This is a genomic window from Leptospira ilyithenensis, assembly GCF_004771005.1.
GTDB classification, from domain to species: domain Bacteria; phylum Spirochaetota; class Leptospiria; order Leptospirales; family Leptospiraceae; genus Leptospira_A; species Leptospira_A ilyithenensis.
Map to the genome: position 1 here is coordinate 56,760 of NZ_RQHV01000032.1, position 26,351 is coordinate 83,110.

The 26,351-nt window shown below is 40.5% G+C and carries 29 protein-coding genes and 3 pseudogenes; 19 read left to right on the forward strand and 13 right to left on the reverse strand.

Annotated elements, in window-relative coordinates:
- Nucleotides 1–190: 190 nt before the first annotated feature.
- Nucleotides 191–1,666 carry an ankyrin repeat domain-containing protein gene (locus EHS11_RS04470; RefSeq protein ID WP_167884349.1) on the reverse strand — a complete coding sequence of 492 codons (1,476 nt, stop codon included), beginning with the start codon at nucleotides 1,664–1,666 and terminating at the stop codon, nucleotides 191–193.
- Between the two features lie 289 nt (nucleotides 1,667–1,955).
- Between EHS11_RS04470 and EHS11_RS04475 the strand changes: the two genes are divergently transcribed.
- The gene (locus EHS11_RS04475; RefSeq protein WP_135763213.1) at nucleotides 1,956–2,792 is read left to right on the forward strand and encodes a hypothetical protein; all 837 of its coding nucleotides are present in this window, start codon (nucleotides 1,956–1,958) and stop codon (nucleotides 2,790–2,792) included.
- A 120-nt stretch (nucleotides 2,793–2,912) separates the two neighbouring features.
- On the opposite strand, the gene EHS11_RS04480 is transcribed toward EHS11_RS04475, so the two are convergent.
- A complete protein-coding gene (locus EHS11_RS04480) occupies nucleotides 2,913–3,176 on the reverse strand; it encodes a hypothetical protein (protein WP_135763214.1) in 264 nt (87 codons plus the stop codon).
- 179 nt (nucleotides 3,177–3,355) lie between these two features.
- On the opposite strand from EHS11_RS04480, the gene EHS11_RS04485 reads away from it, so the two are divergent.
- The 5 genes from EHS11_RS04485 (at nucleotide 3,356) to EHS11_RS04505 (ending at nucleotide 5,618) form a co-directional block, all read left to right on the forward strand.
- Nucleotides 3,356–3,808 carry an SRPBCC family protein gene (locus tag EHS11_RS04485; protein WP_135763215.1) on the forward strand — a complete coding sequence of 151 codons (453 nt, stop codon included), beginning with the start codon at nucleotides 3,356–3,358 and terminating at the stop codon, nucleotides 3,806–3,808.
- Entirely contained in the window at nucleotides 3,789–4,142 is a 354-nt protein-coding gene (locus EHS11_RS04490; protein ID WP_135763216.1) for an ArsR/SmtB family transcription factor, read from the forward strand. Before EHS11_RS04485 ends, EHS11_RS04490 begins: the two co-directional genes overlap by 20 nt.
- A 123-nt stretch (nucleotides 4,143–4,265) precedes the next feature.
- Complete coding sequence (locus EHS11_RS04495; protein WP_135763217.1) at nucleotides 4,266–4,604, forward strand: ArsR/SmtB family transcription factor; 339 nt, start codon at nucleotides 4,266–4,268, stop codon at nucleotides 4,602–4,604.
- On the forward strand, nucleotides 4,601–5,092 hold the full coding sequence (locus tag EHS11_RS04500; protein WP_135763218.1) for an SRPBCC family protein: 492 nt from the start codon (nucleotides 4,601–4,603) through the stop codon (nucleotides 5,090–5,092). Before EHS11_RS04495 ends, EHS11_RS04500 begins: the two co-directional genes overlap by 4 nt.
- Nucleotides 5,093–5,195: 103 nt before the next feature.
- Complete coding sequence (locus EHS11_RS04505) at nucleotides 5,196–5,618, forward strand: dihydrofolate reductase family protein (RefSeq protein WP_210413627.1); 423 nt, start codon at nucleotides 5,196–5,198, stop codon at nucleotides 5,616–5,618.
- A 140-nt stretch (nucleotides 5,619–5,758) separates the two neighbouring features.
- Here EHS11_RS04505 and EHS11_RS04510 read toward each other — a convergent pair.
- A pseudogene (locus EHS11_RS04510) lies at nucleotides 5,759–6,084 on the reverse strand (SDR family NAD(P)-dependent oxidoreductase); the annotation flags it as partial.
- On the opposite strand from EHS11_RS04510, the pseudogene EHS11_RS04515 reads away from it, so the two are divergent.
- Nucleotides 6,085–6,504, forward strand: a pseudogene (locus EHS11_RS04515) (helix-turn-helix domain-containing protein); the annotation flags it as partial.
- 42 nt (nucleotides 6,505–6,546) lie between these two features.
- Here the strand turns inward: EHS11_RS04515 and EHS11_RS04520 are convergent.
- Nucleotides 6,547–6,933, reverse strand: coding sequence for a hypothetical protein (locus EHS11_RS04520; RefSeq protein WP_135763220.1), 387 nt, complete (start codon nucleotides 6,931–6,933; stop codon nucleotides 6,547–6,549).
- Nucleotides 6,934–7,101: 168 nt separating this feature from the next.
- Here EHS11_RS04520 and EHS11_RS20085 point away from each other — a divergent pair.
- Nucleotides 7,102–7,260, forward strand: a pseudogene (locus EHS11_RS20085) (type II toxin-antitoxin system RelE family toxin); the annotation flags it as partial.
- 33 nt (nucleotides 7,261–7,293) lie between these two features.
- Here EHS11_RS20085 and EHS11_RS20290 read toward each other — a convergent pair.
- Together EHS11_RS20290 and EHS11_RS04530 are read right to left on the reverse strand one after the other, a co-directional pair.
- Complete coding sequence (locus EHS11_RS20290; RefSeq protein ID WP_281282554.1) at nucleotides 7,294–7,422, reverse strand: hypothetical protein; 129 nt, start codon at nucleotides 7,420–7,422, stop codon at nucleotides 7,294–7,296.
- The gene (locus EHS11_RS04530; RefSeq protein ID WP_135763221.1) at nucleotides 7,413–8,531 is read right to left on the reverse strand and encodes an SWIM zinc finger family protein; all 1,119 of its coding nucleotides are present in this window, start codon (nucleotides 8,529–8,531) and stop codon (nucleotides 7,413–7,415) included. The genes EHS11_RS20290 and EHS11_RS04530 overlap by 10 nt, the downstream gene beginning before the upstream one ends.
- 277 nt (nucleotides 8,532–8,808) lie before the next feature.
- On the opposite strand from EHS11_RS04530, the gene EHS11_RS04535 reads away from it, so the two are divergent.
- A complete protein-coding gene (locus tag EHS11_RS04535; protein WP_135763222.1) occupies nucleotides 8,809–9,117 on the forward strand; it encodes a DUF962 domain-containing protein in 309 nt (102 codons plus the stop codon).
- A gap of 91 nt (nucleotides 9,118–9,208) precedes the next feature.
- Here EHS11_RS04535 and EHS11_RS04540 read toward each other — a convergent pair whose 3' ends face one another.
- From EHS11_RS04540 to EHS11_RS04555, 5 genes are all read right to left on the reverse strand, one after another.
- A complete protein-coding gene (locus tag EHS11_RS04540) occupies nucleotides 9,209–9,394 on the reverse strand; it encodes a hypothetical protein (protein WP_135763223.1) in 186 nt (61 codons plus the stop codon).
- A gap of 262 nt (nucleotides 9,395–9,656) precedes the next feature.
- Nucleotides 9,657–9,785: a hypothetical protein gene (locus EHS11_RS20295; protein ID WP_281282555.1), complete on the reverse strand. Its 129-nt coding sequence runs from the start codon at nucleotides 9,783–9,785 to the stop codon at nucleotides 9,657–9,659.
- A gap of 393 nt (nucleotides 9,786–10,178) precedes the next feature.
- Nucleotides 10,179–10,805 (reverse strand): hypothetical protein, encoded by a 627-nt coding sequence (locus EHS11_RS04545; RefSeq protein WP_135763224.1) that lies wholly within the window; start codon nucleotides 10,803–10,805, stop codon nucleotides 10,179–10,181.
- Nucleotides 10,806–10,824: 19 nt separating this feature from the next.
- Nucleotides 10,825–11,229 carry a response regulator gene (locus EHS11_RS04550; RefSeq protein ID WP_135763225.1) on the reverse strand — a complete coding sequence of 135 codons (405 nt, stop codon included), beginning with the start codon at nucleotides 11,227–11,229 and terminating at the stop codon, nucleotides 10,825–10,827.
- A 14-nt stretch (nucleotides 11,230–11,243) separates the two neighbouring features.
- Nucleotides 11,244–14,744: a PAS domain-containing protein gene (locus tag EHS11_RS04555; RefSeq protein ID WP_135763226.1), complete on the reverse strand. Its 3,501-nt coding sequence runs from the start codon at nucleotides 14,742–14,744 to the stop codon at nucleotides 11,244–11,246.
- A 292-nt stretch (nucleotides 14,745–15,036) separates the two neighbouring features.
- On the opposite strand from EHS11_RS04555, the gene mreC reads away from it, so the two are divergent.
- From mreC to EHS11_RS04585, 6 genes are all read left to right on the forward strand, one after another.
- The gene (mreC, locus tag EHS11_RS04560) at nucleotides 15,037–16,200 is read left to right on the forward strand and encodes a rod shape-determining protein MreC (protein WP_135763227.1); all 1,164 of its coding nucleotides are present in this window, start codon (nucleotides 15,037–15,039) and stop codon (nucleotides 16,198–16,200) included.
- Nucleotides 16,197–16,712 carry a rod shape-determining protein MreD gene (mreD, locus tag EHS11_RS04565; RefSeq protein WP_135763228.1) on the forward strand — a complete coding sequence of 172 codons (516 nt, stop codon included), beginning with the start codon at nucleotides 16,197–16,199 and terminating at the stop codon, nucleotides 16,710–16,712. The genes mreC and mreD overlap by 4 nt, the downstream gene beginning before the upstream one ends.
- Nucleotides 16,709–18,646, forward strand: coding sequence for a penicillin-binding protein 2 (gene mrdA, locus EHS11_RS04570; RefSeq protein ID WP_135763229.1), 1,938 nt, complete (start codon nucleotides 16,709–16,711; stop codon nucleotides 18,644–18,646). Before mreD ends, mrdA begins: the two co-directional genes overlap by 4 nt.
- A gap of 1 nt (nucleotide 18,647) precedes the next feature.
- Entirely contained in the window at nucleotides 18,648–20,162 is a 1,515-nt protein-coding gene (rodA, locus tag EHS11_RS04575) for a rod shape-determining protein RodA (protein ID WP_135763230.1), read from the forward strand.
- Nucleotides 20,162–20,941, forward strand: a complete 780-nt coding sequence (locus tag EHS11_RS04580; protein ID WP_135763231.1) for a hypothetical protein — start codon at nucleotides 20,162–20,164, stop codon at nucleotides 20,939–20,941. The genes rodA and EHS11_RS04580 overlap by 1 nt, the downstream gene beginning before the upstream one ends.
- Before the next feature lie 180 nt (nucleotides 20,942–21,121).
- Nucleotides 21,122–21,886, forward strand: coding sequence for a hypothetical protein (locus tag EHS11_RS04585; RefSeq protein ID WP_135763232.1), 765 nt, complete (start codon nucleotides 21,122–21,124; stop codon nucleotides 21,884–21,886).
- On the opposite strand, the gene EHS11_RS04590 is transcribed toward EHS11_RS04585, so the two are convergent.
- Nucleotides 21,875–22,804, reverse strand: a complete 930-nt coding sequence (locus tag EHS11_RS04590; RefSeq protein ID WP_135763233.1) for a bifunctional riboflavin kinase/FAD synthetase — start codon at nucleotides 22,802–22,804, stop codon at nucleotides 21,875–21,877. The genes EHS11_RS04585 and EHS11_RS04590 overlap by 12 nt on opposite strands.
- Before the next feature lie 35 nt (nucleotides 22,805–22,839).
- Here EHS11_RS04590 and EHS11_RS04595 point away from each other — a divergent pair, with 35 nt between their 5' ends.
- Entirely contained in the window at nucleotides 22,840–23,415 is a 576-nt protein-coding gene (locus tag EHS11_RS04595) for an LIC10729 family protein (protein WP_246047594.1), read from the forward strand.
- Here the strand turns inward: EHS11_RS04595 and EHS11_RS04600 are convergent.
- Nucleotides 23,412–23,756 (reverse strand): STAS domain-containing protein, encoded by a 345-nt coding sequence (locus EHS11_RS04600; protein ID WP_135763235.1) that lies wholly within the window; start codon nucleotides 23,754–23,756, stop codon nucleotides 23,412–23,414. The two genes, EHS11_RS04595 and EHS11_RS04600, sit on opposite strands and share 4 nt — an antisense overlap.
- A 122-nt stretch (nucleotides 23,757–23,878) precedes the next feature.
- Here EHS11_RS04600 and EHS11_RS04605 point away from each other — a divergent pair, with 122 nt between their 5' ends.
- From EHS11_RS04605 to EHS11_RS04615, 3 genes are read left to right on the forward strand one after another with little or no spacing between them, the layout of a single operon-like run.
- On the forward strand, nucleotides 23,879–24,601 hold the full coding sequence (locus EHS11_RS04605; protein ID WP_135763236.1) for an LIC_12936 family protein: 723 nt from the start codon (nucleotides 23,879–23,881) through the stop codon (nucleotides 24,599–24,601).
- A gap of 8 nt (nucleotides 24,602–24,609) precedes the next feature.
- Nucleotides 24,610–25,335, forward strand: a complete 726-nt coding sequence (locus EHS11_RS04610; protein ID WP_135763237.1) for a J domain-containing protein — start codon at nucleotides 24,610–24,612, stop codon at nucleotides 25,333–25,335.
- Between the two features lie 2 nt (nucleotides 25,336–25,337).
- Nucleotides 25,338–26,351 carry a type I phosphomannose isomerase catalytic subunit gene (locus tag EHS11_RS04615; protein WP_135763238.1) on the forward strand — a complete coding sequence of 338 codons (1,014 nt, stop codon included), beginning with the start codon at nucleotides 25,338–25,340 and terminating at the stop codon, nucleotides 26,349–26,351.

Below are 26,351 nucleotides of genomic sequence, written 5' to 3' on the forward strand. Positions count from 1 at the left end.
CAAAAAGGCGAATGTATTTGAAAAATTTTGTAGGAGTTCGGGGAAAGGGAGGACTATTTAGCGGGGTTGTGTTAGGTGGGAGTTTGCAGCCCACGACCCTCACCCCCCAACCCTAAACAGGGTGGGGGCTTTAAAGACCCGCTTCCCTGATTATGTCATATTATCATCATCTATGCAGAAACGAAACCAACTAACCACCATAAACTGCAAGTAAAGAAAGAATCCTTTGAAACTTGGCTTTTTTTTCCTCATCCCCTTCCAATTCCGCGTTTTCAAGTTCGTGAGTGGCAAAGTCCCTTCCGCTTTTTCCATTTTTTCCCAAAAGTTTTGCATCAGCGCCCGCTTCCAATAATAAAGCTAGTACGGATGTATTTCCATATCTGCACGCTTCATGCAATGCAGCAAAACCTTGGTTATCCAGGAGATGAATGTTCGCACCTGACTGGATGAGTTTTTTTGCTATAGTCGGTTCACAAAACATAGAACACCAATGTAGTGACGTCATACCACTGTTAGACTGATGATCAACATTGGCGTGTAAAGGCAATATCGCATCGAGAAGTAAGACTTTGTCTTTGAGCGCCATTTCATTATTTTGGCAAATTTTAAAGAGAGGAGTTTCTCCGTTTTTATCCAAAAAGTTCGGATTTGCCCCTTTCTCCAATAGAAGAAGTCCGCACTTTGCACCAAGCCCGTAAAATGATTCATGTAAAATATTAAAACCGAACGGATTTACCTTTGTATCCTCAACCAGATAATCAATAGGTAAACCGGAATCCAATAATGCGGAAAGACTTATATGATCATCCTTTTGGATGGCGACGGAAGGGTCTCTTTCCAAAGGACCAGTAGGTGTTTGTTCATTATTTCCTGAAATCTTCTGGATCTCATCAGGAAATCTTTTTTTAAATACCTGTAAAAACGCAAACTCGAGAGAAGGATGATTTTTTATTTTACCTTCAATGATCGCCCATATAGAGTTAGACGGCAATACATGATTGGCAAGAAAAAAGACAAGAGATTCCATCATCTTCTTTTCCGATAAAATAAAGTTGAATACCACATTTTCAGCAGAGAAACTGAACTTATGAGAATCCGAAGAAGAATCAACTACCCAGGATTCAATCAAAAGTTCGAGTAATTGTAATTTCTCTTCTTCCGTAAGTCGAGTGAAACATTCCTGAAGATATAAAATGCTTCCTGCCAACGAATAGGCTTTTGCAGAAACAAAGTTAGACAGATAACTCGGAAGATTCTTATCATAGCTACCGTTTTCCAGAAAGTTGATGATATGCATCTTTTCCGCTTTATAACGCCCGTACAAATACGTTTTATCCGGATCGGGAAGTGCCAGATAGATAAGTCCTGTGACTGCGGATTCCGTTTCTTCAATTACGGTTATAGAAAGTCTATAACTGGAGTTAGTGGAAAAATTTCTAAGTCCTAAAATCTGCCTTTGAGGGCTGCCCGGATCCCCGGGAATCACATCAAATCGGAAACCTTTGATTTTTCTAGGATATGACAAACCAAGAATAGAAATAGATAAGTCCTTTTTCAAATTTCCGGCGGAAGAAGGAATAATTTCCAATTTATCCTCGATCCAACAAAAACTTAATTCTTCGTATTTTTTCCCTTCAAACCAACCGATGACAGGATTTGTAGGCAAATCACCTGAGAAGTTTAGATTATAAGAAAACGCTGAACCGATTTGGGCATTGGTACTTTTAAAATTAAAACTATTTTCAAAACGACAAAACTTACAGAAAAATTTTCCTTTTTTTCCAAGGATCTTAGCTTCTGAAATGTGATGCTGCGCACGGCAATGAGTGCAAGTAAGAACTGCTTTCATGTCAAAATAGGTACTTATAGAAAAGATCGTTTTTTAAAAACAAGCAATCCAATTTTCATTTTTAGCCACTTGACAATCTGGAAAAAACAAATCACCTGAATCATTTATGTCCAAGAATCAATATCTTATCGTTGGTGGTTCCGGGGAAGCCGGACAATCTGCCCTTCAAACCTTACGTAATATTGCGCCGGATGCCGTTCTCATTGCATCTACAACTAGCGAATCAAATGTGGAAGGTGCGGATATTACCTTAAAGCGAATTTTCGCAGATCAGAATATAGTGACTAGTGTAAAGGAACAATTAAAAACAAACCATCTCTCTTCGGAATGGGAAGCTATCATTTATACGCCTGCCTTAGGGGAAGTGGGATTTCCGATCCGGACTACCACAAAAAAAGCACTGTCTGGCGCTTTGAGTATTTCTTACGATCCGATGATCCTTCTCGAAACCGAATTCAAACCAAGACTCACTGTTGCTTACTCTGCATTCTATTGGCTACCGCATACATATTCCTTTTACGGTTCGATGGGATATGTAAAAAAGAAAATGGATGAATGGGCGTTCGCTTCCCCGACTAACAGAAGAATCATTCGTGCCGGAACTTTTTTCTCAAAAAGCGTTCGAGGAATCTCTTTAATTTTGCAACGATCCATTAAAAAAACGGATCATCCGGAAATGAACCTATTGAAAGAAGAATGGGAAAAATCCGGTAAAAAATTCCAAGACTTCTTTTTGGATTATGCTTGGATGCACGAAAAGAAAGCCTTCCAAGAAAAATTTCCGAATATTCCCTATCGACATACAAGTAGAGATGATTTAGGACGCGGACTTAAGCTTGCCTTGCAAGGGAACTTCCCTGTTACGACCGTATTAGGTGACTGGGAATGGACGGAAGATAAGATGCCGGATTTGCCCGAATGGTTTCAATCTTCGTCCGAATAATTCTATATTCAAAAAAATAGCTGCTCATTTTTTAAATAAACAAATCTTATTTGATGGAATACTTATCAAGTGGCGAAAACCATTTGATAAGTATTCATTTTCTATAATCTCCTGATCGATTTAAGTTCCGTCTGATTTTTTTTCCGGTGGTTTGATTCCGCATTTCTCAAATGCAGCCTTTGCCAGTTCCGGGTCTCTTTTCGTCCCTTGCGTCGGTTTTCCGAGACTTTCATCCAAACATTTCTTTTGTTCTTCCGTTAATTTTCCTCTAGGTTCACGCCCCTCCCTTTCTCCGTTTTTACCTTCTTTCCCTTCCCAAGCAAAGACTGCAAAACTCAAAAACATAACGACCATCAATTGAGTTGTTCCTAATACCGCTTTCATCAATTCTCCCGTTCGATTCAAAAGATTGAAATCAAATACATATAAAAGAACCCATCCGAGGGCAAAAGGTTCCCGAAATTCCTACAAAAATAAATTTTATTTAAATCAGGAAAAATACGCAACAAAAAGGTTGCCTTTTTTGACTTACCGGATATCATGCAATCAAAAGGTTGCATGATATGAAAGATCGTATTGAAAAAAGCATAGAACTGAAAGCACCGATTTCCCGGGTTTGGCGCGCGTTAACAGATCATCGTGAGTTCGGCGAATGGTTTCGGGTGAAACTGGATGGCCCGTTTGTGCCCGGCCGGATTTCACGGGGACATATCACTTACCCAGGCTACGAACATCTCGAATGGCAGGTTACAATTCAAAAAATGGAACCAGAACGATTCTTTTCCTTTACTTGGCACCCTTATGCAATCGATCCGAAAGTCGATTATTCGAAAGAAATACCTACAACGGTGGAATTCAGATTGAAGGAAATTCCCGGTGGTACATTGCTATCTCTTACCGAATCCGGCTTTGACAAAGTACCAAGTGATCGCAGGTTCGATGCATTCCGTATGAATGAAGGCGGTTGGGAAGAACAAATGAAAAACATAGAAACTCATGTCGCGCGTAACCCGTAAAAAAACTTCCTCAAAACGGAAAACGCATGCACCTGTTTTTGCAGCACTCGGAGATGAAACACGATTAACCTTAATCGCAAAACTTTGTTTAGGTAGGCCGCGTTCCATTTCTCAACTCACGGAAGGCACAAAACTTTCGAGACAAGCAATCACCAAACATTTATTAGTATTAGAAAATGCGGGAATCGTAAAAAGCGTACGTAACGGCAGAGAAAGTCTGTTTGAATTTGACGCTAACCCGATAGAGGAAATCAAAGGATACCTGAACCAAGTCTCCCAACAATGGGACAAGACCCTTCTCAGATTAAAATCGTTTGTAGAGAATGAGGATTAATTTTTCGCGGAAACCTTTGGAATATTCGGTATTCCACCGCTTCGGAAACAAAAGAGTCTTTGCAAAAAACGATCGGCTGCAATTAAAATTGACAAAAAATTCGATCTGAAAATACTTAGGTAGATGCCTAACAATTCTACTGCCATTAACGCAGTTTTTCATACTCTGGCTGACCCTACTCGCCGTGCCGTAATAGAACGGCTCAGTGAAGGGCCGGCAGCGGTAGGAGAACTGGCAAAGTCGTTTAATATGGCGTTACCATCTTTCATGCAACATCTATCGGTCATGGAAGAATGTATGTTGGTGCGATCCCATAAAACCGGAAGAGTCAGAATCTACCATCTTGTACCCAAACAGCTCAAACTGGCGGAACACTGGATGATAGAACAACGTTCGATCTGGGAAAAGCGGCTGAACCAACTTGATAATTATTTATTGAAACTAAAGGAGAAAGAAAAATGAATCAGATACAGTTAAATCCAAAACTTGATCTTGTCTTGGAAAGAATTGTCGACGTTCCAAGAGAATTGGTATGGGCTGCGTGGACCACACCGGAACATATCAAACAATGGTTTACCCCTGTGCCATGGCAGACTGTGGATTGTAAAATCGATCTACGTCCGGGTGGAATGTTTTTCACCGTTATGCGATCTCCGGAAGGACAGGATTATCCGAATACAGGTTGTTATCTGGAAGTCATTCAAAACGAAAGGCTAACTTGGACAGACAGACTTTCACCGGGCTTCCGCCCTTCTTCGAACAGCATAAATGATCATCCTTTCTTTGTTACGGCAAGCATTACGTTAGAGCCACACGCAAACGGATGTAAATACAATGCAACGGTCATGCATAGTGATGAGGAAAGTCGAAAAAAACATGAAGAGATGGGCTTCCACGAAGGATGGGGCACCGTTCTTGACCAGCTTGTTGCATTTGTTAAAAAAAAGTAAACTTATCAACAATATCGGCAGATATGTAAGGTTCTGTTGATATATGACATGAAGAGCAACTTGTATTATTTTAACTAAAATAATATTAACAAGGGATATTAAAGTGAGAAAACTAAAGCTACAATTACAAATGAGCGTTGACGGATACATTGCAGGACCGAACGGAGAAATGGACTGGATGGTATGGGATTGGGACGATGAACTGAAAGCATATGTAACAGGAATAACGGAACCTGTCGACTGCATAGTTCTCGGACGAACACTTGCGCAAGGTTTCATCCCACATTGGGCTTCCAATCCGAAAGAAGAAGGCGCCGACAAAATGAATCAAACGGCAAAAGTTGTTTTTACCAAAACACTTGAAACTTCCGAATGGGACAATACCGTTCGGGCAAAAGGTGACCTTACCGAAGAAATCACCAAACTAAAAAAACAAGATGGAAAAGATATCATTGCGTACGGCGGCGGAACCTTCGTATCGGCTCTTATCAAACAAGGACTGATTGACGCTTCATTTGTTTATTAACTCAAACGCAATTGGCAACGGAATACTGCCACTGACAATTTCTTTTCCAAACATATCCCGCATAGAAACGAATAATCGTAGTTATGTGAATCTAGAATACCACGGGATATAAATGAATCTCAAATGCAATGAGCACGATCTCAAAGCATAAAACCTCCGGAAATCTCGATATCTTGAGCAGTAACCCAAGCAAAGTCATCAGATAACAAATGTACAATGACTTTAGCGATATCCTCTGGCTTGGCAATTCTGCCAAGTGCAGTCTGTTCAGCCAAAGGTTTAATGTATTCAGGATGTTTATCAAATGCCCCATCACCAAAATTACTGTGAACAGGCCCGGGAGAAACTGCATTCACCCGAATTTGCCGAGAGGAGCAAGTTCTTTGGCCAAATAACGACTCCAAGTCGACAACGCGGCCTTTAATGATCCATAAGCGGAATATCCCGGAGGTGTTATGGAACTTGAATACTTTATAGAGTCCTTCTTGGTCCGCAAGGGTGGCGCTTAAAACAGCTCTGCCTGGTAAAGAAAGGTCCGAGTATAAATCAGGCGATTCAGTGGATTCAGAAAAATTACACCAAGCCGATGGAAATAAAAAGAATGGCTGCAAAGTCCGCCATTAGTGTTACTACGTTTCACCGCCAATTCAAACAGATAACCGGCTTAAGTCCCGTTCAGTTTCAAAAGCAATTGAGGTTACTTGAAGCGAGAAAGCTTTTGGTTTTCAGCGGTTATTCCGTGTTACATGCAGCTTTTGAAGTTGGCTACGAAAGTGTATCGCAATTTAATCGAGAGTATTCCAGGTTCTTTGGCGCCCCACCTGCCAGAGATGCTTCGAGTTTGAGACAAATGGAAAGTATAAGACAGGAAATGACATCCGGTTAGACTCATCCGATCGTATGATATATGATAACCAAGCCATTTCCATTACTTGAGGTAGGGAAGTAGAAATTTCGCTTCCAAATAAGCCAAGCCGATAACATAAATCCCTTCAAAACCAAGCTGAGAGAGACCATAGATAGAAGAAATATTTTGCAGATACCAGATTTGAGTGAAACAATGTCCGGCCCAAAGACAGTTGGCCAGAATTAAAATAATCACATTTTCTTTTAGTATGAAATTCCCCGATAGCAGTCGAATACTAATGAATCCCGAATAACATCCGTACATAATATTAATAAAACCCATAAACAAAGTAAGCTCATCGGGCCACTGATACCAATCGGAAATCTTTGAGGATAACGCTAATGTAAAGAGACCGGCGATTAACGCTGAAATCGAATCTGTCAATATGATGAGTTTTTGGTTTTTCATAAGTTAATTAGTGTTTCAATGTCGAGAAAGTATTGGCGATCCCTTCCAATACTTTGAATTTTTCTTGAGTAAAATTGTTTTTGTTGTAATCATCCGCAAATTTACCCGATTTAACAATGACAGCGGAAGTTTGAAAAATCAATTCTTTAAAAAAAGCATAAATTTATCAATCCTTACTTCGGATCAAATATTAAGAAACTAAAAGGAAATTTTGAGGGAATCTATAGATATCGAATTGGTAAATTTAGGCTATTTTATATAATTAAAGATAAAGAATTAATTGTTATCTTTATCGATGTAGACTTGAGAAAAGACAGCTATAAATAATTTGCCATACCAACTAATTGGTATAATGTTAATCTACAGGGAAGTCAAACTTTTATAATCCGGTCGGAAAGATTCTTTTGCAATAGCAAATGCAGCTTGTTTGTCACCTTGTTTCTCCTTCAAAGAAAGAAGAGTGTCTTTCCAATTTGCGACTACTCCCAATGGTGTTTCGGAGCGAGTGCAATGCCTTCCTGAATCAGTTTTTCTGCCTCCGAAAATGCTCCCTCATTGATTTTTTTATTTATAAATATTTTTCTTACCTCAGGGATTTTCATATATCCTTTAAGAAACTCAAAACCTTCATTTTGTTTATTTAAAATATCATAAATTTTAAATATTCTAATAACCGAATAGGAAACCCTATAAGAATCCGAATCATATTTCGCTATTTCGTTTTGCAATGTAAGCAGGATCTCGTTTGCCTGATTGGAAGAAGACCCCAACTCCAAAGCCAGATCGATAAAATATTCCCAAAAATCAGAAGAAGAGGACGTATAACTTTTATAAAATGAAATGGATTCCTGGACAACGGCTTCTTTCCGTTCAGGCCATTTTCCTGCAACGTCTCTGAATAAGGAGACGGCTTCCGACAAAAAAGAAAGAATACTTCCATTGGAATCATCCATGTTTTGTATAAGCTCGGGCAAAATATTCAGGATCGATCCGGCGGTAATCAAAGTTTCTTCCGGTTGGAAAGGAATCAATGTTCTACCTTTCATCAAAAGCAAATTCATTTCCCTTTCCAAAGAAAAACTGGAACGATAGTCAATAAATCCGTGCCTATCCTTATGGGAACGAACGATGTTGTTTATTTCCTTTTTATAAGCGAATTTTAAACTAACAAAAACATCTTTAGTCCGTTGGGGTTTCGCAATGTCAGGAACTGAACGATCCGATAAGAATTTTTCCAGTACAATCTTTCTAAGCTCTTCTATTGTCAGGTTTTGAATTCTATCCTCTATTGATTGTCTCATTTTTTTATCGATCGCAAGCAAAACGGCAACTCCGTGTTTGCAGTAAACATCTTGTTGATAAGGGCAAGTGCAGATAACGGAAGGTTTTGTTTTCGATTTCGTAGTATAAACGGAAACTTTATAACTACTTGTGTTTCCTTGAACTTCAGCCGTATAGAATCCTTGATCCAACTCTTGTAAATCTTCAACGGCTCCTTTGTTAAATAGTTCCAATCCCCTTTGCAAAACTCCTTCATCTACTGAAGACTCATTCGCAAGGGCTTCTATAATGGCACGTATTTCAAGTAAGTTGGTCATTTCCTTTTATGCGAATAAAAATTTGCCTTTGGGCTTCGGGATTTGTCTTCCTAATTGCGTAGCAGTTTCTATCCAATCATGAATCAAAATTTGAATATTCCGAAGCATCTCTTCTTGCGATTTAATAATTCTTCGATTTTCTCTAAAAAATTTTACTTTGTCAATACGTTTCTAACCTGCTTGACTTGATAAGCTTTTGCCAAATTTCCAAGAGGTTGCAAATTTAATATCCCGGAAACTTCCTCTTTCCAGAAAGAAAACGAAGGAGAAATTTTTATTGATAAATGTTTGTTATGCGGAAGATGCCAAAGTAAGGGACAAAGAAATGTTCGCAATTTCTATGGAACGGGGAATTCATAATGGAACACTCGCAGTCTTCTTCGCACTTTCTCTTTTGAGACCTTATGAACTTGCACTACCTGTGGCAGTTTACAGTATATTTATGTTTGGTATCTTTACTATGATTCTGATCAAAAGAAACAAACCTGCGGCATTCAAACACCCATTATATAAGTTTGACGGGGCAACGCCGGAAATATATAGCTCGCTCGGAATCCCTAACGGATATTTGGGAAAAGAAAGTTGATAGTTTTAGAGAATCAGTGCACCGCACGACAACAGCCCCCTGGCGTATTTTACCAGGGAACGCCCGGGTGCAGAAAACAAATAGAGAGCAATTAAGGAGTTTCTTCCGTTGTTTTTTCTTCGGTTCCTGGATTTTCAGAAACTTCCGAAGTTGTTTCCGGATTTTCTTCCCCTGGAGTCGCAGGTTTACTTAACTTTTTCTGGCGCTTTTCTTCCTGTTTCTTCTTCTTAGCTATATCTTTCTGACGTTTTTCAAACGAATAGTTATTTTTGGCCAATCTTTCATCCTTTATGTATCACTTGCAAAATCTTCATCTATAATCTGATTAGACTGAGTATCTATAGCAAATTACCTTCGCTTTTTCCATAAATGCAAATGGCTTTTTATTTGATTTATAATAAATTTTAAATATTGGATTGTTTGGAGCTAAATTCCCGGAAAAAGGATGACTTTTATCAGGTAGTTTAACCATTTGAGCGGTCACAGGAATTGCCGAATCAGAATCCTAACTGCCCAAAACCGGGAAAACAATATTCAAATTATTTTAAATACAGTTCCAAACTTTCCAGCCCTTTACCGAACCAAATTGTTTTGTATTCTTTGGGAATGCCCCTATCCTTATAATTCTTAATCAATAGAAAGGAACCGTCTTTCTGAAATTCTATCACAGAAAACAAAGTCGATTCTTCGACTAACTCAGTTATATGCCCTCACTATCGCGGTATTCGCATTTGGGAATCCGATCATAGTGATAGATTTTAAAATTCTTTTTATCGATACGATTTCGGATGTGAAACCTTCGGCAACATCCGAACAATGCGGTTCTCTATCCTTCAACGGAAAACTCAGTTTTTTAATGTCTTGTTTTAAGAAATATAAATTATAATAGTCTTCATACCGCCCGATTTGAAACTTTTTCACAATTTTGGAAAACGGTTCCGATTCGGATTCCTCTTACTTAACAACACTCTCTATGTTCGGGCCGTTTGTCCCGCCAAACACAAGAAAGGAATCAGTTTCAGTTTGGTTTTCATAATCTTCTTAATCATTTAGTAAACAGATTAAAATGGGAATCTGATTTTGTCTTTTGCCAGTTTCAAGTCTAGATAGTTAAGCCGATCTAACATTTTATTTTCATCGAATTGTACAATATACCTTCTCGTTTTTCTCCGATTTTTTTCGAATGCAGGCTGTTTGGGTGTGAGATTGAAATACTCATATTGCATTGACTTTCCAACCGGGAGAGTTTCATTCTTTTTGTTTTTTCCGTTCTCCTGCGAATCATCGTAATTATAAAAAACAAGTATCTTTCCCGCAAAATGATTCAAATAAACTTCCTCTAGTTCAAATAAATTTTTGGTATACGGATTTTCGGATTCAACTACGAGGAAAAAAATATGTTTTGAAAAATCCCGATTGAATCGCATTACGCGAACGGAATCCATTTGATTTTTCGGATCCTGGAGGATGAGATCGAGTTGTTTCTCCGAAACAATCCGATAAAGCTGGCAACGATTTCTTAAGATAAGACTTTGTTTCTCATCTTCAATAAACGGATTTTTAATTTCATCGTCGGAAGAAACTCCAGGTGAGATGATACGAAAGGAAGAACAATTTATAAGTGCAAAAAACAAAATGATTTTTGCAAAACAAATCAAAGCAAAGGATAAATGGAACTGTAAACCCATACGCAAAAAAACATAAGACTTACTTATTACAGCAAACTCTCACTGCTTCCATCAACTGAGCCGGGTCCCAAGGTTTTGGCAACACCGCATACGTTCCCGCTTCTTTTTTCACACGAGCCACCGCAGCTTCATCAATATGACCTGTGATCATAATGGATTGGATCTTAGGATACTTTTTATGAATGGAAATCAAAAATTCATCCCCTTTGATACCCGGCATAAGCCAATCGGATAAAATCAAAATCACATTTACACCTGTGCCAACTAACTCATCTATGACGACCAAAGCTTCGCCTGCATTAAGCGCCACTTCGTATTGAAACTCATTTCCGAATTGTTTCTTTAACTCTTGTTTCAGCGCAATCAGAATGATAGGTTCATCATCAACACATAGAATCGCGCTTTGTTCCAAAGTAGTATCCATCAATAAAAATCCTTTTAAATAGATGACGAGGCGGATCTCAGAAAAACGCTGAATTTTGTTCTGCCGGGAGAACTTTCAAATTCGATTTTCCCATCCAGTTTTTCTACAATCTTCTTGGAAATATCCAATCCGAGTCCGATTCCTTCTCCGTGTTTTTTGGTAGTAAAAAAAGGTTCAAAGATTTTATCCTTGATATCATCCGCAATGCCGCTTCCCGAATCAATAAAGGAAGTTACAATCCAGGAATCCTGTTTTTCAATACGAATTTCCAATTTACCTTCGTAATTCATGGACTGCAAACCATTATTTAATAAATTAATCCACACTTGATTCAATTTATTTCCATTGCCCATACATCGATCAGTTGCTAGAAAATTTTTGATCACTTCCACTCCGTATTTGATTTTACCGTGATAAAGAGTCAGGATCGATTCAATCTCGCTGATAATATCTACCGAAGTAATCTCTTCCTCTTTCGCATTATCGTCGGGATTCAAATAGTTTTTCAGTGCTTCCACCACATGCGATGCTTTTCCGGTCGCAACAGAGATAACATTGCTTAAACGAACAATTGTGGACAGAGAAGAAACCGCTTTTAAAATTTCCAGATTCTTTTCCGTATTCAAAAGCTCCGTCAATTCTTCACCCAAACGATGCACACCCAGATCCATTACCGTATCCGCAAGGTTATCGTAATTTTTGATGCCTGCGAACTTGAAAGATTGGATGAATTGTTTCTTAACAACCCGATTGGGTAAACTTTCCGAAATAGTGGCGTCCGTTAAACTCTCCGAAAGAATTATTTTAAATCTTCTGGAATCGTCTTCATTCAAGCCCGATAGAAAATCGGGGATCTCTTTCAGCTCATTATTTAAAATTCCAAGTATTGCCCGATTGGAAGAAACGATGGCTCCCAAAGGAGTATTCAATTCATGGGTCATCCCGGCAGCTAACTGACCTAAGGCAGCCAGTTTTTCCGATAATAAAAGCTGGCCTTGGGTTTCTTCCAATTCTTTCATCACTCTTTTCTGATCCTGAATCGAAAGTACCAAATCTTCATTTGATTTTTTAAGTTCTTCCGTTCTAACTTCAATCTTTCGTTCCAGATTGGCATTCAAGTCCAGAATGGCTTCTTCAATATGTTTCCTCTCGGTAACATCCACCATAACTCCCCGAAGCCACTCGGGTTTTCCATCGGATGAAATCACCTTCACCAAATCATGAAGCCAAACAACCCGACCGTCTTTGCAAATAAATCTGTATTCGAAATCATGCGCTTCCAAACGACCTGTGCAAGAAACACAGTATTCCACTGCTTTTTCCTTATCATCAGGATGCAAATGGTTTGCCCAAAATCCGGGCTCTTTCCATTCTTCAACTCGATAACCTAACAAGTTTTCCACTTGCTGGCTTACAAATGTAAAAGTAAAAGTAACCGCATCGGCTTCCCAAACGATTCCGGGTGTTGTATCTACCAAATCACGAAATTTTCTTTGGCTTGCGAGAAGAGCCTCTTCCGATTCTTTTTGTTCCGTAATATCACGGGCAACACCGATGACTTTGTCAAAAAGACCATCTTCATTCTGAATGGCAAAACCCTTGTCTTGAATCCAACGGATCTCTCCGTTAGGTCTAAGGATTCGGTATTCCTGATCATAAACTCCGATCCCTTGTGATGCGCTTGCCTCTTTAGCTCCCTCTCTGTCTTCCGGGTGAATTGCATCCAACCAGGTATGAGGATCCGCATACAGGCTTTCACAAGTTCGTCCCCAAACTTTTTCATAGGCCTGGTTGATGTACAATAACTGTTTTTTATCGATAGTGGTGATCCAAAAAACTTCCTGGACATTCTCTGCAAATTTACGGAATCTTTCTTCACTCGTTTTGGTTCTATGAAAGGATTCCTGAAGTTGTTCCGCCATGTGGTTGAAAGAAGAGGAAAGAGCACCTAGCTCTTCCAGACGACTGGGAGGAACCCTTTGGCTCAGATCTCCCGAAGCCATCGCCTGACTCGCACTTGAAATCCTTTGGATCGGTGTCGCCACAATTCCCGCAAGAATGACTGCGACAAGCAAGGACAAAGTCAAAGCAATCGCAAATACCATCGCCGACTGGCTGTTACCCGCTCTGACTCCTTCCAAATAATAGGCGGCAGGCATTGCAGTGACAAGAAGCCAATCAACATTCTTGCTTGAATCTTTGTAAGGTGATACTTGAGTGAGCCATGTTTCTCTGGAAAGCGGTTTTGCCGTAACTATATCGAATCGAAATTGATTGATATTTTCCAACAGAATCAAATTTCCGAAATTATGATTTAAATTCCGGACTGCATTCCGAATGACCAAATCTCCGCTATTTGCCGCAGGAAATGGTTGTTCCGTATTTTGAATTATTTCTTGCGAAGAAGCGACCAACATACCCGACCGGTTGATAATAAAAGCACGCCCATGTTCGGTGATACTTGTTTTCCAAAGCAAACGGTTGATATCATTCTGATTTGGAATTTCATTTTTCCGTTCCGGTCTGTCTAAATAATTATCCAAACGAAGACGAATGTGTTCTGAAATTTCTTCATGAAGACGGCAGGCAAGTTTGTCCGCCGCATTTTGCGAACTTGTCAAAGTCAGATAAGCCGTGGTTGCGACCATCACCAAAACCAAAACAATGAAAGGCGTAACAAGAAAAATCCTGATGGGCATTCTTCCCTGCTCATTCCGGTTTACATCTTTTAACACCTCGCCCTTGCCGCTTTCCCAAACCCATTCCTTATAACTGATCAATAATTCTTTTACGTGGCCGGGAATCTCCGCCCAAAACATCCCGTATCTTTTTGCCAGGGGAAAGGCAACTAACATCGCAAATGGTGCTATCATCCAAGTGATACCGGTCGTAAATAACAAAGCAGGCGTTATGTTGCGATAGGAAATTTCCGACGTAAATTGTTCGGAACAAAGATAGCCCCAAAGCACGGGCTCAATCGCAAGAAAAACCAAAACAAAAAGAAGATACTTTCTCCAGGTATTGATTTTTCGAAAATCAGGATCTCTCCCGATTGCCTGATAAGCCAACCAAAAACAGGAAGGATTGATGAAATAACCTAAAACCCAATCTCCCAAAAACTCAGGCGGAACTCCCTCGATCAGATCGGAAAGTCCGTAGGCAAACGGCACGGCAATCAATGCGGGATATCCGAATAGGACAATGCAAAGAAAAACAGACAGATCCTTGAGAGACTCGAAGGTTTGCGCTCCCGGAACGAGAACGATAAAGGACCCGAGAAATCCTGTGACGAAGATCAGGATAAAGGTAAAAACGATGCTGAGGACTGCCCTTTCATCCCAGGCTTGCCTTTCCCTGCCGAACCCCCATCTCCCTCCGGGACGAAAAGTGAAACCGCCAAAGGCAGCAACCATAATGAAAATTCCTAAAATGTATCCAAATCTGCCCCAGACCTCCAAAAACGGTAAGGGAATTGAGCTAAATATGGATTCGAGCCAATTAATCGCAGTATGCATGCCTATTGATTTTGCCTTCTCCCTAGAGAATACAGACGAAAGTTCTCCAGTAAAGTAGGTAAATTTTTAGTGAAATAAATTTCCAGCGTATTTCTCTCTACTTAACTTCTGTTCGTTGCAATAATTCCTTCCATCCGGGAAAAACCCGGTTCCCATCAGTAGCCGCAGGAGGTACCACCCTAACCTAGCGGTTTTTTGGGCTTTTCTATTTTCCCTCCAAAGACCGTCCCGAAAGATAACCTACTTGAAATATTCCTTCCCTTCTATTTCATGTGACATAGTATAATACCAGATGATTTGGAACCGATTTAGCCGCAACGGAGAGGCCCTATCTGTGGGTTTTATCATTTTATTCTCCTTCACCTCCCTGATCTGGAATGGAAATTTCATGGTCAGAGGGATCGCCAGCTTTCAAGGAGTAGGTGACTTTTTCTCAGGGTCCTTTGACTCCTTCGGAAGTTTGATCAAAAGCTCCTATAATAAACTGGAATCCTTCGAAAGAGTCAGAGAAGAGAGAGACTCTTGTTTGAACGTAATGGAAGAATACAGACAACTTTCCAAAGACGTAGAGCGTCTCAAGGCTGAAAATGCAATCCTAAGACAGGAATTGAATTTCCCTCTCAGAAACGATTACCCTTCCGTGCGGGCGGAGGTTTTAAGCGTTCGTCTCAATGCAATTTATAGAACCATCATCATCAACAAAGGAAGCGAGTCCGGTATCAAACCGTATATGCCGGTCGTAGCACGCGCATTAGACGAAAAAGGAAAATTCGCAGAAGCACTTGTCGGAAAAATCATCGCTGTTTCCAAAGGCTCTTCGGTCGTTCAACCTCTGATCAATTCCAATTTTTCCATGGGAGTGGCAGTTCCCGGAACCAATCTTTGGGCTTCCCTGAACGGAAACAGTGGTCGCGGAACAGATGTTTTGTTGGACTATATTGATTCCGGAATCGTAATCGACCCGAAAGCAATCGGTTCTTTCCCTATCGGACCCGTACAGGCAACTCCCGGTAGTGCTTTTTTTACGGAAGGATTCAGTAAAATAGGAAAAGCCGTTTATAGTTCCGGGGGATCGGGAGTTTTCCCGCAAGGTATGCCAGTCGGAATCATCATCGAAGAAGGACCGCGCAATGGATCGTTTAAGACGGCTTATGTGAGACCCTTTGTCGAATTCGATAAATTATTAAACGTAATCGTAATCAAAAAACTTCCTGAAAAATGGAAAGAAGAATGGCCGGCGGAAAAAACCATTCAAATCGAAGGTCCTTATTTCGGAGAGATTGATTTTCCGAGAGAAAAAGACAGTTCGGGGAAAAGCCAAACCAACACCCGCAAACCAAATCTTCCACAAGGGCAAGGCACTGTACAAAAACCGCAAAACACCCGTAATGATTCTTCAACTCCTGTTATCACAAATCCTCCGGATACGGAAACAGGAGCGGAGGGCGCACCATGATTTTGGATAAAGTATTTATCTTTCTAGCTATGTTACTCGCCCACTTCCTAAACGGGTCGAACATATTTGAACTGGGAAATGCAATTCGTCCCGACTTTATGATCATCATCGTGATCTTCTTTGCATTCCGAAAAGGTGCAATGTACGGACTCTGGCTCGGTTTTTTCGGAGGACTTCTCACCGATACTTCGCTAGGTGGAGAGATCGGTGCGGACAATGCGGTTTATTATAAAATCGGACTTCATTCTTTGTCCTATGCGATCGTAGGTTACGTCATCGGCAAAGTTACCCGCAATGCATATACTGAAAATTATATTTCAATCACTATCTACGTGATGGGATTTACATTTTTGTCCAGAGTAATTACTTATTTTCTATTTTGGATGTTCTTTTATTCCAATCATAGTTATTCGTTTGTTTATGTTTCGCTTTATAATGCGTTCATCGGGCCTGCGATTTTTTTCCTACTGACTTGGATTTTCCGACTGGAAGCGGATGAGGTAAGACAATGAGTCAATCCGCATCCGAATTCAAATTAGAAACCTCCTTTCGGAAAAGATTGTACTTCTTTACAGGATTGATTGTATTCACTCTCACTTCGTACATACTTCAGTTATTCAATCTTCAAATCATCCAAGGAAGTGAAAACTCTCTCAAAGCGGAAAGATTTGTAAGAAGAAGCGAATCCATCCCGGCGGACAGAGGCCACATCTTTGACCGGAATTTTCTCACTCCCGAAACTTCCCAACCTCTTGTATCCAATTCCGCTTCCTTGGATGTGATCTTAAACACAAGCTTATTCAAAAACGATCCGAAACGAATCAAAGAATTTATCTACAGATTCTGCGAATCCCTTTCCATTCCGCTCGCTTATTATGAAAAAGATCTACAGGAAAACCGACTGATCAAAAAAATCAGAACCAGAGAACCGTTCGTACTTTTGGAAGGGATCTCCCGTGATCAACAGGAAAGAATCCTGGTCTTGGATAATATCAATCGATATGTATATTTGGTTTCCTCGCCTGCCCGAGTTTATCATATGGGACCGGCACTTGCGCATGTTTCCGGTTATGTGGGAAAACCTACAACAAATGATATCCAGGAAAAAGAAATCAAATCCTATCAACTGGTGGGAAAAGGCGGGATCGAATCTCTTTATGATACGATACTTCGCGGACAGGACGGATTTCGAATTCAAAAAAGAAATACGGAAGGAAACATAGAAGAAGAAAGAGTCATCGAACATTCCGTTCCCGGAAATAACCTGATTTTAACCATCGATCGGGACATGCAAATCGCCGCTTACAAAGCTCTCAAAGGTGTACGTGGAACCGTCTTTGCTCTTCGGCCCACAACGGGAGAAATACTCGCGATGGCATCAAACCCGTCGTATGATCCGAATATTCTTTCCGGAAAAAACAAACAGGACCGTGCCAATCATTTCGCACGCGTTACGAATAACGGTGCTTTTTTAAACCTGGCCATTCAATCCAAGTTTCCTCCCGCTTCCACATACAAAGTGTTAGTTGCTTTGGCGGCAATGGAAAGCGAACACAAAATCAATTTTGATCCGAAACAAACATTTTCCTGTCCTGCCAATTTCACTTTGAAATCCACTTTCAAGGGAGTTCCTGATCAGGTATTTTATAACTGGGATAAAAAGAATCATGGGGAATTGAACTTAGCACAAGCGATTGAAAAATCAAACTCAGTATACTTTTATCAATTGGGATACAAATTGGGTGCTGAGCCGATTCTCGCCTATTCTAGGTTATTCGGTCTGGATAAAAAAACAGGGATTGATTTACCCGGCGAAGTGACAGGCTTTATTCCCAGTTCCGAATGGAAAAAAAGAACATACGGAAACAAATGGTTTGATGGAGATACGGTCAACCTGTCTATCGGCCAGGGATTTCTTTCCGTCACTCCTTTGGAGATGGCGCTATTTTATATGGCAATCATCAACAACGGAAAAATTTACAAACCTTTTGTGATTTCCGAAATCAGAAGTCCTTTGGACAATTCAATCATTCAAAAAACAGAACCAACCATCTTGAGAGACATTCCTCTCAAAAGATCAACAGTGGAAGCAGTGAAGGAAGGACTCTACCTGGTAGGTTATTCCGGAACTGCTTCCGGGGTATTGAACTCACCGAACCTGCCCGAGATTGCCGGTAAAACGGGAACGGCGCAAACAAGAAGAAGAGGGGCGTCTTCCTCCAACCATGCTTGGTTTATTGGTTACGCGCCGTTCAATGCGCCTCCCGAGAAACAAATCCTGGTAGCCGTTTTCGTAGAATATGGCGTAGGTGGTGCGGCATCCGCAGCACCGGCTGCAAGAGAAATTTTCAAAGCGGCATTTCCCCCGGGATCTTATCCGAGACAGGATAGAACCAGAGTCAAACCGATGGAAGAGGAAGCTCCCGTAGAAGGAGAAGCATTTTAACATGGCAGAACGTAACACAGAAAAACTGGATTATTTTTTAATATTTTCCGTAATCATCGTAGCACTTGCGGGAGTTCTGACTCTCTATACCCAAGAAGCAAACACTGCGGACGGACTGGGAAGATGGTACAAACAATTCCTGTTTTTATTCGTAGGACTCGCCGCCATGTGGTTCATGTCCCGGATCAACTATCAACTGATAGGTTCCTATGCATTGTTCATTTATCTGTTTTCACTTGTACTCCTGATACTCACTTTGATTCCGGGCATCGGGTACTTGCCATCTGCAAGGGGTGCTCGTTCCTGGTTGAAACTGGGACCGATCACACTTCAGGCATCGGAATTTTCCAAACTGGCCACGGTGATTCTACTCGGTCAGTATTTGGTTTTGAAAGAAAAAGAAATGCACAAGATCACTGTGCTAATTGTACCATTTATCATCTGTTTGGTGCCGATGTTATTCATTCTTTTGCAACCGGACTTCGGAACAGCCGTCTCTTTTTTACCAATGTTATTCACAATGTTGTTTCTCGGCGGCGCCGATATTCTGCATATAGGATCTCTACTTACTTTCGGTGGAATTTCACTGATCGTACCGATGTATCTTGCCTACTCCAAACTAACACTAGTTCAACCATTAATCGACCTATTGAGAAAAGAAAACAAACTTGAACTTGTTTCTTTGGTATCGCAAGTACAAGGGAAGATCTGGCCTATTTTAGACGGGAAAAAAATCAGCGGAGTGGAAATCCCCGGATTTCAAAATCCGAAAAATATCCAGGCAATCAGGGAAGCCGCCGATGCGGTCAAAGATGAATTCGGAAGCCTTGGATTTAAAATCCTTTCCAACGAAGCATTTATGGTCGGGTTAGGAGGATTTTTAGCGATGATCAGCTTAGGAATGATATTCTTCCGAATTGCCCGCGGTTCCAAAACAATCCGCCAATACTATATCCCCATCGGAATCATAGGAATTTCCATCTTAGCCGCGTTTGCCGTTCACAAATCCATCCCTTTCCGGGAAAACCAGGTCATCCGCCTAACAGCATTTATTAATCCCGACCAATTCAAACAAGGCGCCGGTTACCAACTTCGCGCTTCCAAACCGGCAGTCGGTTCCGGTAAATTATTCGGGAAAGGGCTTTTTCACGGAGAGATGACGGAAGGAAGAATCCCTCATGTACCGGAAGCGGGAACGGATTTTATCTTTGCTTCCTGGGCGGAACAAACGGGATTTATCGGAAGTATTTTGCTTTTATTCTTTTTACTTTCGATTCCACTCAGAGGGTTACAAATCAGTTTTGAAAGTAAGGACAGATTCGGTTCCTTGCTTGCGGCAGGGATAGTAGCAATGATTTTTTTCCATATAGCGATCAACGTAGGAATTGTGATCGGATTGCTTCCTGTAACCGGGATTCCTCTTACCTTTATGAGTTACGGAGGATCGCATTTGTTAATGGCGATGACGGCAGTGGGAATCATCTTATCCATCAAAAAACGTAAATTTGCAAACTAATGGCTGCCGCTTCCAAAAAGAAACTTTCCACTGATAACTTTTTCACAGAAAAAGTTCGTCTGGAAAAGGATCTGATGGATTTTGAAAAAAAAATCCTGGAAGCGAATGACCACCTAACAAGCATGGAAAATTCTCTGGCACAGATGCACTCGATTGCGGAAGAGAACCATTCTTATTATTTTTTAAAAAGGGTAAAAAAACTCCAAACTTTGTATTTTAATCTGCAAAGAAAAAAAGGTTATACCAAAGATGATTTTGATTCTTTTTATCATCATCTTGGTAAGATTGTAAACGAAGACAAAATCGAATTTTTAGATTCGGCTCTTCGCAATCGAATTACAAAAGTTGCGGCCAAACTCGGTGAAGCCCAGATCATCGGACAAAAGAAAAAAGAAATTGATCTGGCAGGCAAAATCAGATTTCTTGCTTTCGAAGTGGAAGGGGTTCATTTTTTAGTTCCCAAAACTTCCTACCGCATTTTAAAAAACATTCCGGCATTCAAATCCAAACTCTCCATCAAAAAAACAATTGTTCCTCTTTTTCCCGGACCAGGCTTCATCTTGTTAGACGATGCAAAACCGGTCCTCAAAAAAAATATTATCCTGATCAAAAACAGCAAAGAAAAGGAAGAAGGATATTATTTTGATAAACTTGAAGAAGATTGGGCGATTTCAAAACAATCGATCGATTTGATTTTGAAAAAAGAAAAATCCAACGAAAAAGTCATCGGTAAAATCAGAAGAAAGGGAATCTATTATCACTTACTCAGAGTGGACTAAGAGATGCGAATATGAATTTAAAAAAATGTGCAGTCTGCAACAAAGATTACTCTTCTAACGGCCTGGATTATGATGAGTCAGAACAGATAGGATGTGTGCCGAAAATGATCGGATACAAAAACTCCAGATAGACTTGTTGTCTGAAATCGGGGAAAAAGTCGAAGCCAAAGAAGTATAACGATGAACCCGATCAAACGAATTTTAAAACAAAGAGATGATCTTTTGATATCGGAAGAAAACTTGCGAAAGAGAAAGAAAGAATTCAAATCCGGACGGAACCGTCTCACAACATCATATTATTCCTTTTATCGTTTTATCTCAAAATCATCTTTCGGCAAATCCATTTCGGGTTATGTCCGGTTTTTATTTACGGATTTATGGATTCTCAATTACACGGTTCTTGCCATTGTATTGATGTTAGTTGTTCCTACGGTTTATATCACCTGTATGATTGAGCCGGATCTATTGGAAAATATTTATGTTTTAGGTCTCGTTCTTTTTTTTCCGTTGGTATTGATTGTCGAATGGATTCGTTATCTTAAATTCGGATTCGATTTAAAAAATATTCCCTTCTCCGTCACAGACTGGATTTCCATTTATCAAGACGAAAACATTTCCCAATTTCAATGGGCGGTAATTCGCGTGGATGTGGATTTTTCTAAAAACAAGGAAGCGGTAATTGCTATCTTGGAATCATTTTCCATTCGGGCGAACAGATTGTTCTACCGGACTTTGGACAAGGATATTAGAAAAAAATGGGACCTGTCAGGAAATGTTATCGAAGGTTCCGCCAATAGCAGAATCATATTATTGTTGTTAGATTATTTGATCAAACCTCTCCGCTCGCTGGAATCTTTTGAGTCTTCCATCCGTTCGGTTACGATCACGAAGGTATCGGAATCAGTGTATCTTTCTTCCCTGCAGAACGACGGATCATCCGACTAAAATCTTTAAACTGGTTTCCCTATCGGCTTCCAATTGTTTTTTTAAAGCTTCGATGCCGCTGAACTTGACTTCGTCTCGGATCTTTTGCACAAGCTGCACTTCTATGGTTTCTCCGTAAATGTCTCGGGCAAAATCCAGTATATTCACTTCAACATGCATCTGTTCCCCGTCAAAGGTGGGATTTTTTCCTATATTGACCATCGCCTTGTATTTTACAGCGCCTACAATCGTATAACAAGCATAAACACCAATTCCGGGAAGGATTCGTTCTTCGGGAAGTTCCAAATTGGCCGTAGGAAACCCGATCGTTCTACCTCGTTTGGCACCTTCTTTCACTTTGCCTGTCAAAGAATAATTGCGTCCTAGAATGAAGCTTGCTCCTTTCATATCGCCTATATCTAAAAAGTTACGAATGACCGAACTGGAAATTTTCTGCTCCCCTTGGGTAACGGCGTCTCTTAGCTCCACTTCATAACCATAACGGTTTGCATTTTCCTGTAAAAGATGAAAATCTCCTCTTCTTCCTTGTCCGAAAAAATGATTATATCCGATAACAATGTATTTGGCATTTAACTTTTGTATGATGATTTTTTCCAAAAAATCTTCCGCACTCATCCTGGAAAGCTCGATGGTAAAATCCAAAACCACCAAATAATCGATATTAAATGATCGAATCAGTTCTTCCTTTTCCGGTTCGGTAGTAAGATATTTGAAATTCGGATTTTTGCCGAGTACCACAGACGGATGGGGGGAATAAGTAACTACTACGGAAGGTATATTTCTTTCTTTAGCCACCTGAACCGTGCGATTTAAAAGTGTTTGGTGGCCCAAATGAATCCCGTCGAAATTTCCCAAAGTAAGGGAAGAACCTTTCGCAAATGCGGAATCAATCGATGTTATGGATTTTATTATTTTCAAGATAGGATGATCTGTCTTCCGATAGAAAAAACTAGGTGTTGCAATTGAAACTAAAGTTCTTTCTTCTCACGGCAATCTTTTTCTCATTCTCTACTTTCAAGAACACCCGGGCGGATGAGCTACCCCGTGTTCCCGTTCAAACCTTTGCGGCGGAAGAGGGGCTCATTCCCGAGGATATTGCCAGTTTCCCCGAACTTAAGACCTGGGCTTTGTATCAATTTTACGAATTGGAACCGGATAATCCGACAATGGGAATTCAAGATTATCTATGTCGTATGGTTCCTGAAACAGGGCTTCGTTTCCTTTTGGAAAAATCACCGAAAAACCGATCCACAGTTTACCTATACTTGGATATGACCCGCTACCTCCCCCAGAAAAAGGCAATTTTCAAATCCAGAAAATTGGATATTTACATCAATCGCAGGAAGAAAAAAGAAATCTATACCAGTAGGGGAAAAAGTTTTACGAATCCTGTAGAAATTCAGATTGAACCGAATGAATTTCCTGACGGAAAGATCTACGTAGAGTTATTTCCTAGCACAAGCGAATCAGGCAGATTTTGGGGAGTTTGGGATGCGTTTATTCTGGAGAATCCGCTAGAAAAAAATTAGACCGCAAATTTTTCGCGGTATTCTTCTTCGCCGATGGTTTGGAAATAGCTGGTAAGCCCTGCCACTTTGAAAACTTTTTCAATCGCAGGTCTCATATTGGCAATAGAGAACTTGCCTTTCAACTCTTGGACATAATTCAGCTGCTTGATCAGCATTCCAATCCCGGAAGAGTCGATGTAGTTGAGTTTTTCCAAATTAACCACAACATGCAAATCCCCTGACTGAACTTGAGGGATATTTGCCTCGATAAAGTTTTTAAAATCGAGGGACGTATAAATATCAAGACTTCCCGAGATACTTATAATATGCGCGTCCGCGCTCTTTTTTAAACTGATTTCCATGTAGGGGTCCTCCCCACAGGGTTTTGGTTATTGATTTTTATTCAACCTTATTTTTAGACAAATTAATGATTTCATTTCAAAAGTCGAAAATATATATAGAGAGAAACATTTCGGGAGTTCGTATGCACATTCGATTCGCATTAATCATTTTATTACTAGGTTCAGTTGCAATTTTTGCCGCTGATGATGCAAAAAAGGAAATTAACCAGTCAGATAGAACAAGGTTAAATCCGGATGGAAGCATCGGACTGATTCCTTATAACGTTAAACAGCAACAGCGCATTGATTCTATTGCAAAAGAAGTGGATGAAATCCATGGACAAATCAATGAGAAGTTAAAATTTCTTAACTTTGAGAAAAAAATTAAAGATTCCCGTTACGGACAAGTAAGTTCCGCTCGTGAAATCAAATTGCCTTATGAACCAAGTTATGTTCAGCACAGTCGATATGTAATGAAACTGAAAGGCGGCGGCGGCGCAGAAGGCGGCGGATTTGCACTGGATGAAATCAGTTTCTGGTCAAGAAAATCGCTTATCTCAAAAGGAAAAGAACCTCTTACGATCTACCGTGATCTTAAAAACTCCGCTTCCGGTGGAGGAATCAAAGGTTTGACTTTGTCCATTCGAACTGTAACAAACGCAGACGATAGCACAAGCGTTTACGAATTGGAAAAAATCCAGTCTCCCTGGGAAAGAATCCAACTTGCAATAGCCTACAGAAATCGCTTAACAGATGTTCTTAGAACAATAGACCGTTATATCAGCGGCAAAGGTTTTCTTGAAGCCAAAGAAGTCAAAGATTCCATTCTTGAAATCAGCATCGGCGGAGATTTCCAGGAACCGTAATTTAGATCATGGGTGGAACGAAAAAAAATAATCCACCCTTTCCTGATTATTATGAAACCTTAGAACTCCCTTATGGCGCGACTGCGGAAGCAATACGAACGAACTTCCGCAGGTTAGCCAAATACTTCCATCCCGACATTCCCCTGACAGGCTCGGAAGAAGCCTTCATCAAGATCTTCACTGCCTACCGGACATTGAGTTCTCAAGTGAGAACCAAATATGACGAGATTTATAAAAAATACCAAGCTGCCCGTTTTTTACAAAAACAAGTCAGCCTATCCGCTCCCATCGTTTTACCTCCTTCCCGGGTTACTTTTTCAACAGGCATTCTGGATCTCGCCAAACGTGGATTAATGCGAAAAGGCTTTCGTACCAAGGATCGAAGGAAAGTAACCGGTATCAATTATGATATAGTGGTCCATATCAAAGAAAAAGAGGCGATACGCAGAGTGATTGCACTCATTCCTCTTACGGTTCGGATCGTATGTAGGGATTGTATGGGAGGAGACCCCCATTGCTCCTCATGTGGCGGTGCAGGTAGTTATAAAAGTTCGAGAAACCTGAAAGTGGAATTTCCCCCGAGCACACTCCAAAACAATCGATTGTTCGAGTTCGATCTTTCCAAGTTCAGGCCGGATTCATTTACCCATTTCAAAAAGAAACTTTTGCGGGTAAAGTTGCAGATTGAAAGAAAAATCCCCTTGCCCTTTGAAGCTGGGCCAGTAGGTAAGTAGGTATGAGTTCAGTCCCACCGATTCTACAATTTACCCCGATCTATAAGGATAAAATCTGGGGCGGAAAAAAGTTAAAATCTGTTTTCGGAAGACAAACTCCGGAAGGAAATATCGGTGAGTCTTGGGAAGTTTCCGATTACGGAAAGGATGTCTCCATTACATCTAACGTTAATTATCCGACAAAATCCTTTAGAGAAATCTATCAGTCAAATACAAAAGAAGTCCTAGGTCCGTCTTTTTCAAATCAATCCTTTCCTTTGCTTGTCAAAATTATCGATGCAAGGGAAAAACTATCCGTACAAGTTCATCCGGATGATGCTTATGCGGAAAAATACGATCCGGTATCTTCGGGTAAAAAAGAATGTTGGCTCGTTCTTGCTGCCGAACCTGGAGCCGAATTGGTAGTCGGTTTTGAAAAAGACACGGACAAACAAACATACGCCGAGCTTGTAAAAAAGAATCATGCGGAAGAAGTTTTAAGAAAATGGGAAGTGAAACCGGGAGACGTATTTCTTTTGAATCCGGGTACGATCCATGCCATAGGCGCAGGTGTGGTTTTGCTTGAGGTACAACAATCTTCCGATTCCACCTATCGCGTGTATGATTATGGTCGACTCGGAGACGACGGCAAACCGAGAGACTTACATTTGGAAAAAGCACTTGCCGTTTTGAAATTTCAAAAATCGGACGGCTCTGAAAAACAAGGCCTATCTTTGATTTCTCATTCGCCTTTTCTCCGTTATCTGTGCACTTCCAATGATAAATTCAGATTGGAGACATGGGTGTTTTCACAAGGACAGTTTCTCTCGCTGTTTCCTTTGTCAGATCCCGTCAGTTTTGGAATCGCATACGTGATCCAAGGAGAAGTCTTCTATCCGAACGAAAGACTTAGTTTTAAAAAAGGAGATTGTTTCTTTCTGACTGCTGACGCATTTCATATGGGAGTCCGGCTTTCCGTTGCACCCGATACGAAGGTTGCGTTTATGAGTGCAGGTACGGATTGGGTGAATTGGTAA

Excerpts from the sequence above, each read along its gene's own strand:
- EHS11_RS04475 (WP_135763213.1), top strand. The coding sequence starts at position 1,956 with ATGTCCAAGAATCAATATCTTATCGTTGGTGGTTCCGGGGAAGCCGGA.
- EHS11_RS04480 (WP_135763214.1), bottom strand. The coding sequence starts at position 3,176 with ATGAAAGCGGTATTAGGAACAACTCAATTGATGGTCGTTATGTTTTTG.
- EHS11_RS04485 (WP_135763215.1), top strand. The coding sequence starts at position 3,356 with ATGAAAGATCGTATTGAAAAAAGCATAGAACTGAAAGCACCGATTTCC.
- EHS11_RS04490 (WP_135763216.1), top strand. The coding sequence starts at position 3,789 with ATGTCGCGCGTAACCCGTAAAAAAACTTCCTCAAAACGGAAAACGCAT.
- EHS11_RS04495 (WP_135763217.1), top strand. The coding sequence starts at position 4,266 with ATGCCTAACAATTCTACTGCCATTAACGCAGTTTTTCATACTCTGGCT.
- EHS11_RS04500 (WP_135763218.1), top strand. The coding sequence starts at position 4,601 with ATGAATCAGATACAGTTAAATCCAAAACTTGATCTTGTCTTGGAAAGA.
- EHS11_RS04520 (WP_135763220.1), bottom strand. The coding sequence starts at position 6,933 with ATGAAAAACCAAAAACTCATCATATTGACAGATTCGATTTCAGCGTTA.
- EHS11_RS04530 (WP_135763221.1), bottom strand. The coding sequence starts at position 8,531 with ATGACCAACTTACTTGAAATACGTGCCATTATAGAAGCCCTTGCGAAT.
- EHS11_RS04545 (WP_135763224.1), bottom strand. The coding sequence starts at position 10,805 with ATGGGTTTACAGTTCCATTTATCCTTTGCTTTGATTTGTTTTGCAAAA.
- EHS11_RS04550 (WP_135763225.1), bottom strand. The coding sequence starts at position 11,229 with ATGGATACTACTTTGGAACAAAGCGCGATTCTATGTGTTGATGATGAA.
- EHS11_RS04555 (WP_135763226.1), bottom strand. The coding sequence starts at position 14,744 with ATGCATACTGCGATTAATTGGCTCGAATCCATATTTAGCTCAATTCCC.
- mreC (WP_135763227.1), top strand. The coding sequence starts at position 15,037 with ATGATTTGGAACCGATTTAGCCGCAACGGAGAGGCCCTATCTGTGGGT.
- mreD (WP_135763228.1), top strand. The coding sequence starts at position 16,197 with ATGATTTTGGATAAAGTATTTATCTTTCTAGCTATGTTACTCGCCCAC.
- mrdA (WP_135763229.1), top strand. The coding sequence starts at position 16,709 with ATGAGTCAATCCGCATCCGAATTCAAATTAGAAACCTCCTTTCGGAAA.
- rodA (WP_135763230.1), top strand. The coding sequence starts at position 18,648 with ATGGCAGAACGTAACACAGAAAAACTGGATTATTTTTTAATATTTTCC.
- EHS11_RS04580 (WP_135763231.1), top strand. The coding sequence starts at position 20,162 with ATGGCTGCCGCTTCCAAAAAGAAACTTTCCACTGATAACTTTTTCACA.
- EHS11_RS04585 (WP_135763232.1), top strand. The coding sequence starts at position 21,122 with ATGAACCCGATCAAACGAATTTTAAAACAAAGAGATGATCTTTTGATA.
- EHS11_RS04600 (WP_135763235.1), bottom strand. The coding sequence starts at position 23,756 with ATGGAAATCAGTTTAAAAAAGAGCGCGGACGCGCATATTATAAGTATC.
- EHS11_RS04605 (WP_135763236.1), top strand. The coding sequence starts at position 23,879 with ATGCACATTCGATTCGCATTAATCATTTTATTACTAGGTTCAGTTGCA.
- EHS11_RS04610 (WP_135763237.1), top strand. The coding sequence starts at position 24,610 with ATGGGTGGAACGAAAAAAAATAATCCACCCTTTCCTGATTATTATGAA.
- EHS11_RS04615 (WP_135763238.1), top strand. The coding sequence starts at position 25,338 with ATGAGTTCAGTCCCACCGATTCTACAATTTACCCCGATCTATAAGGAT.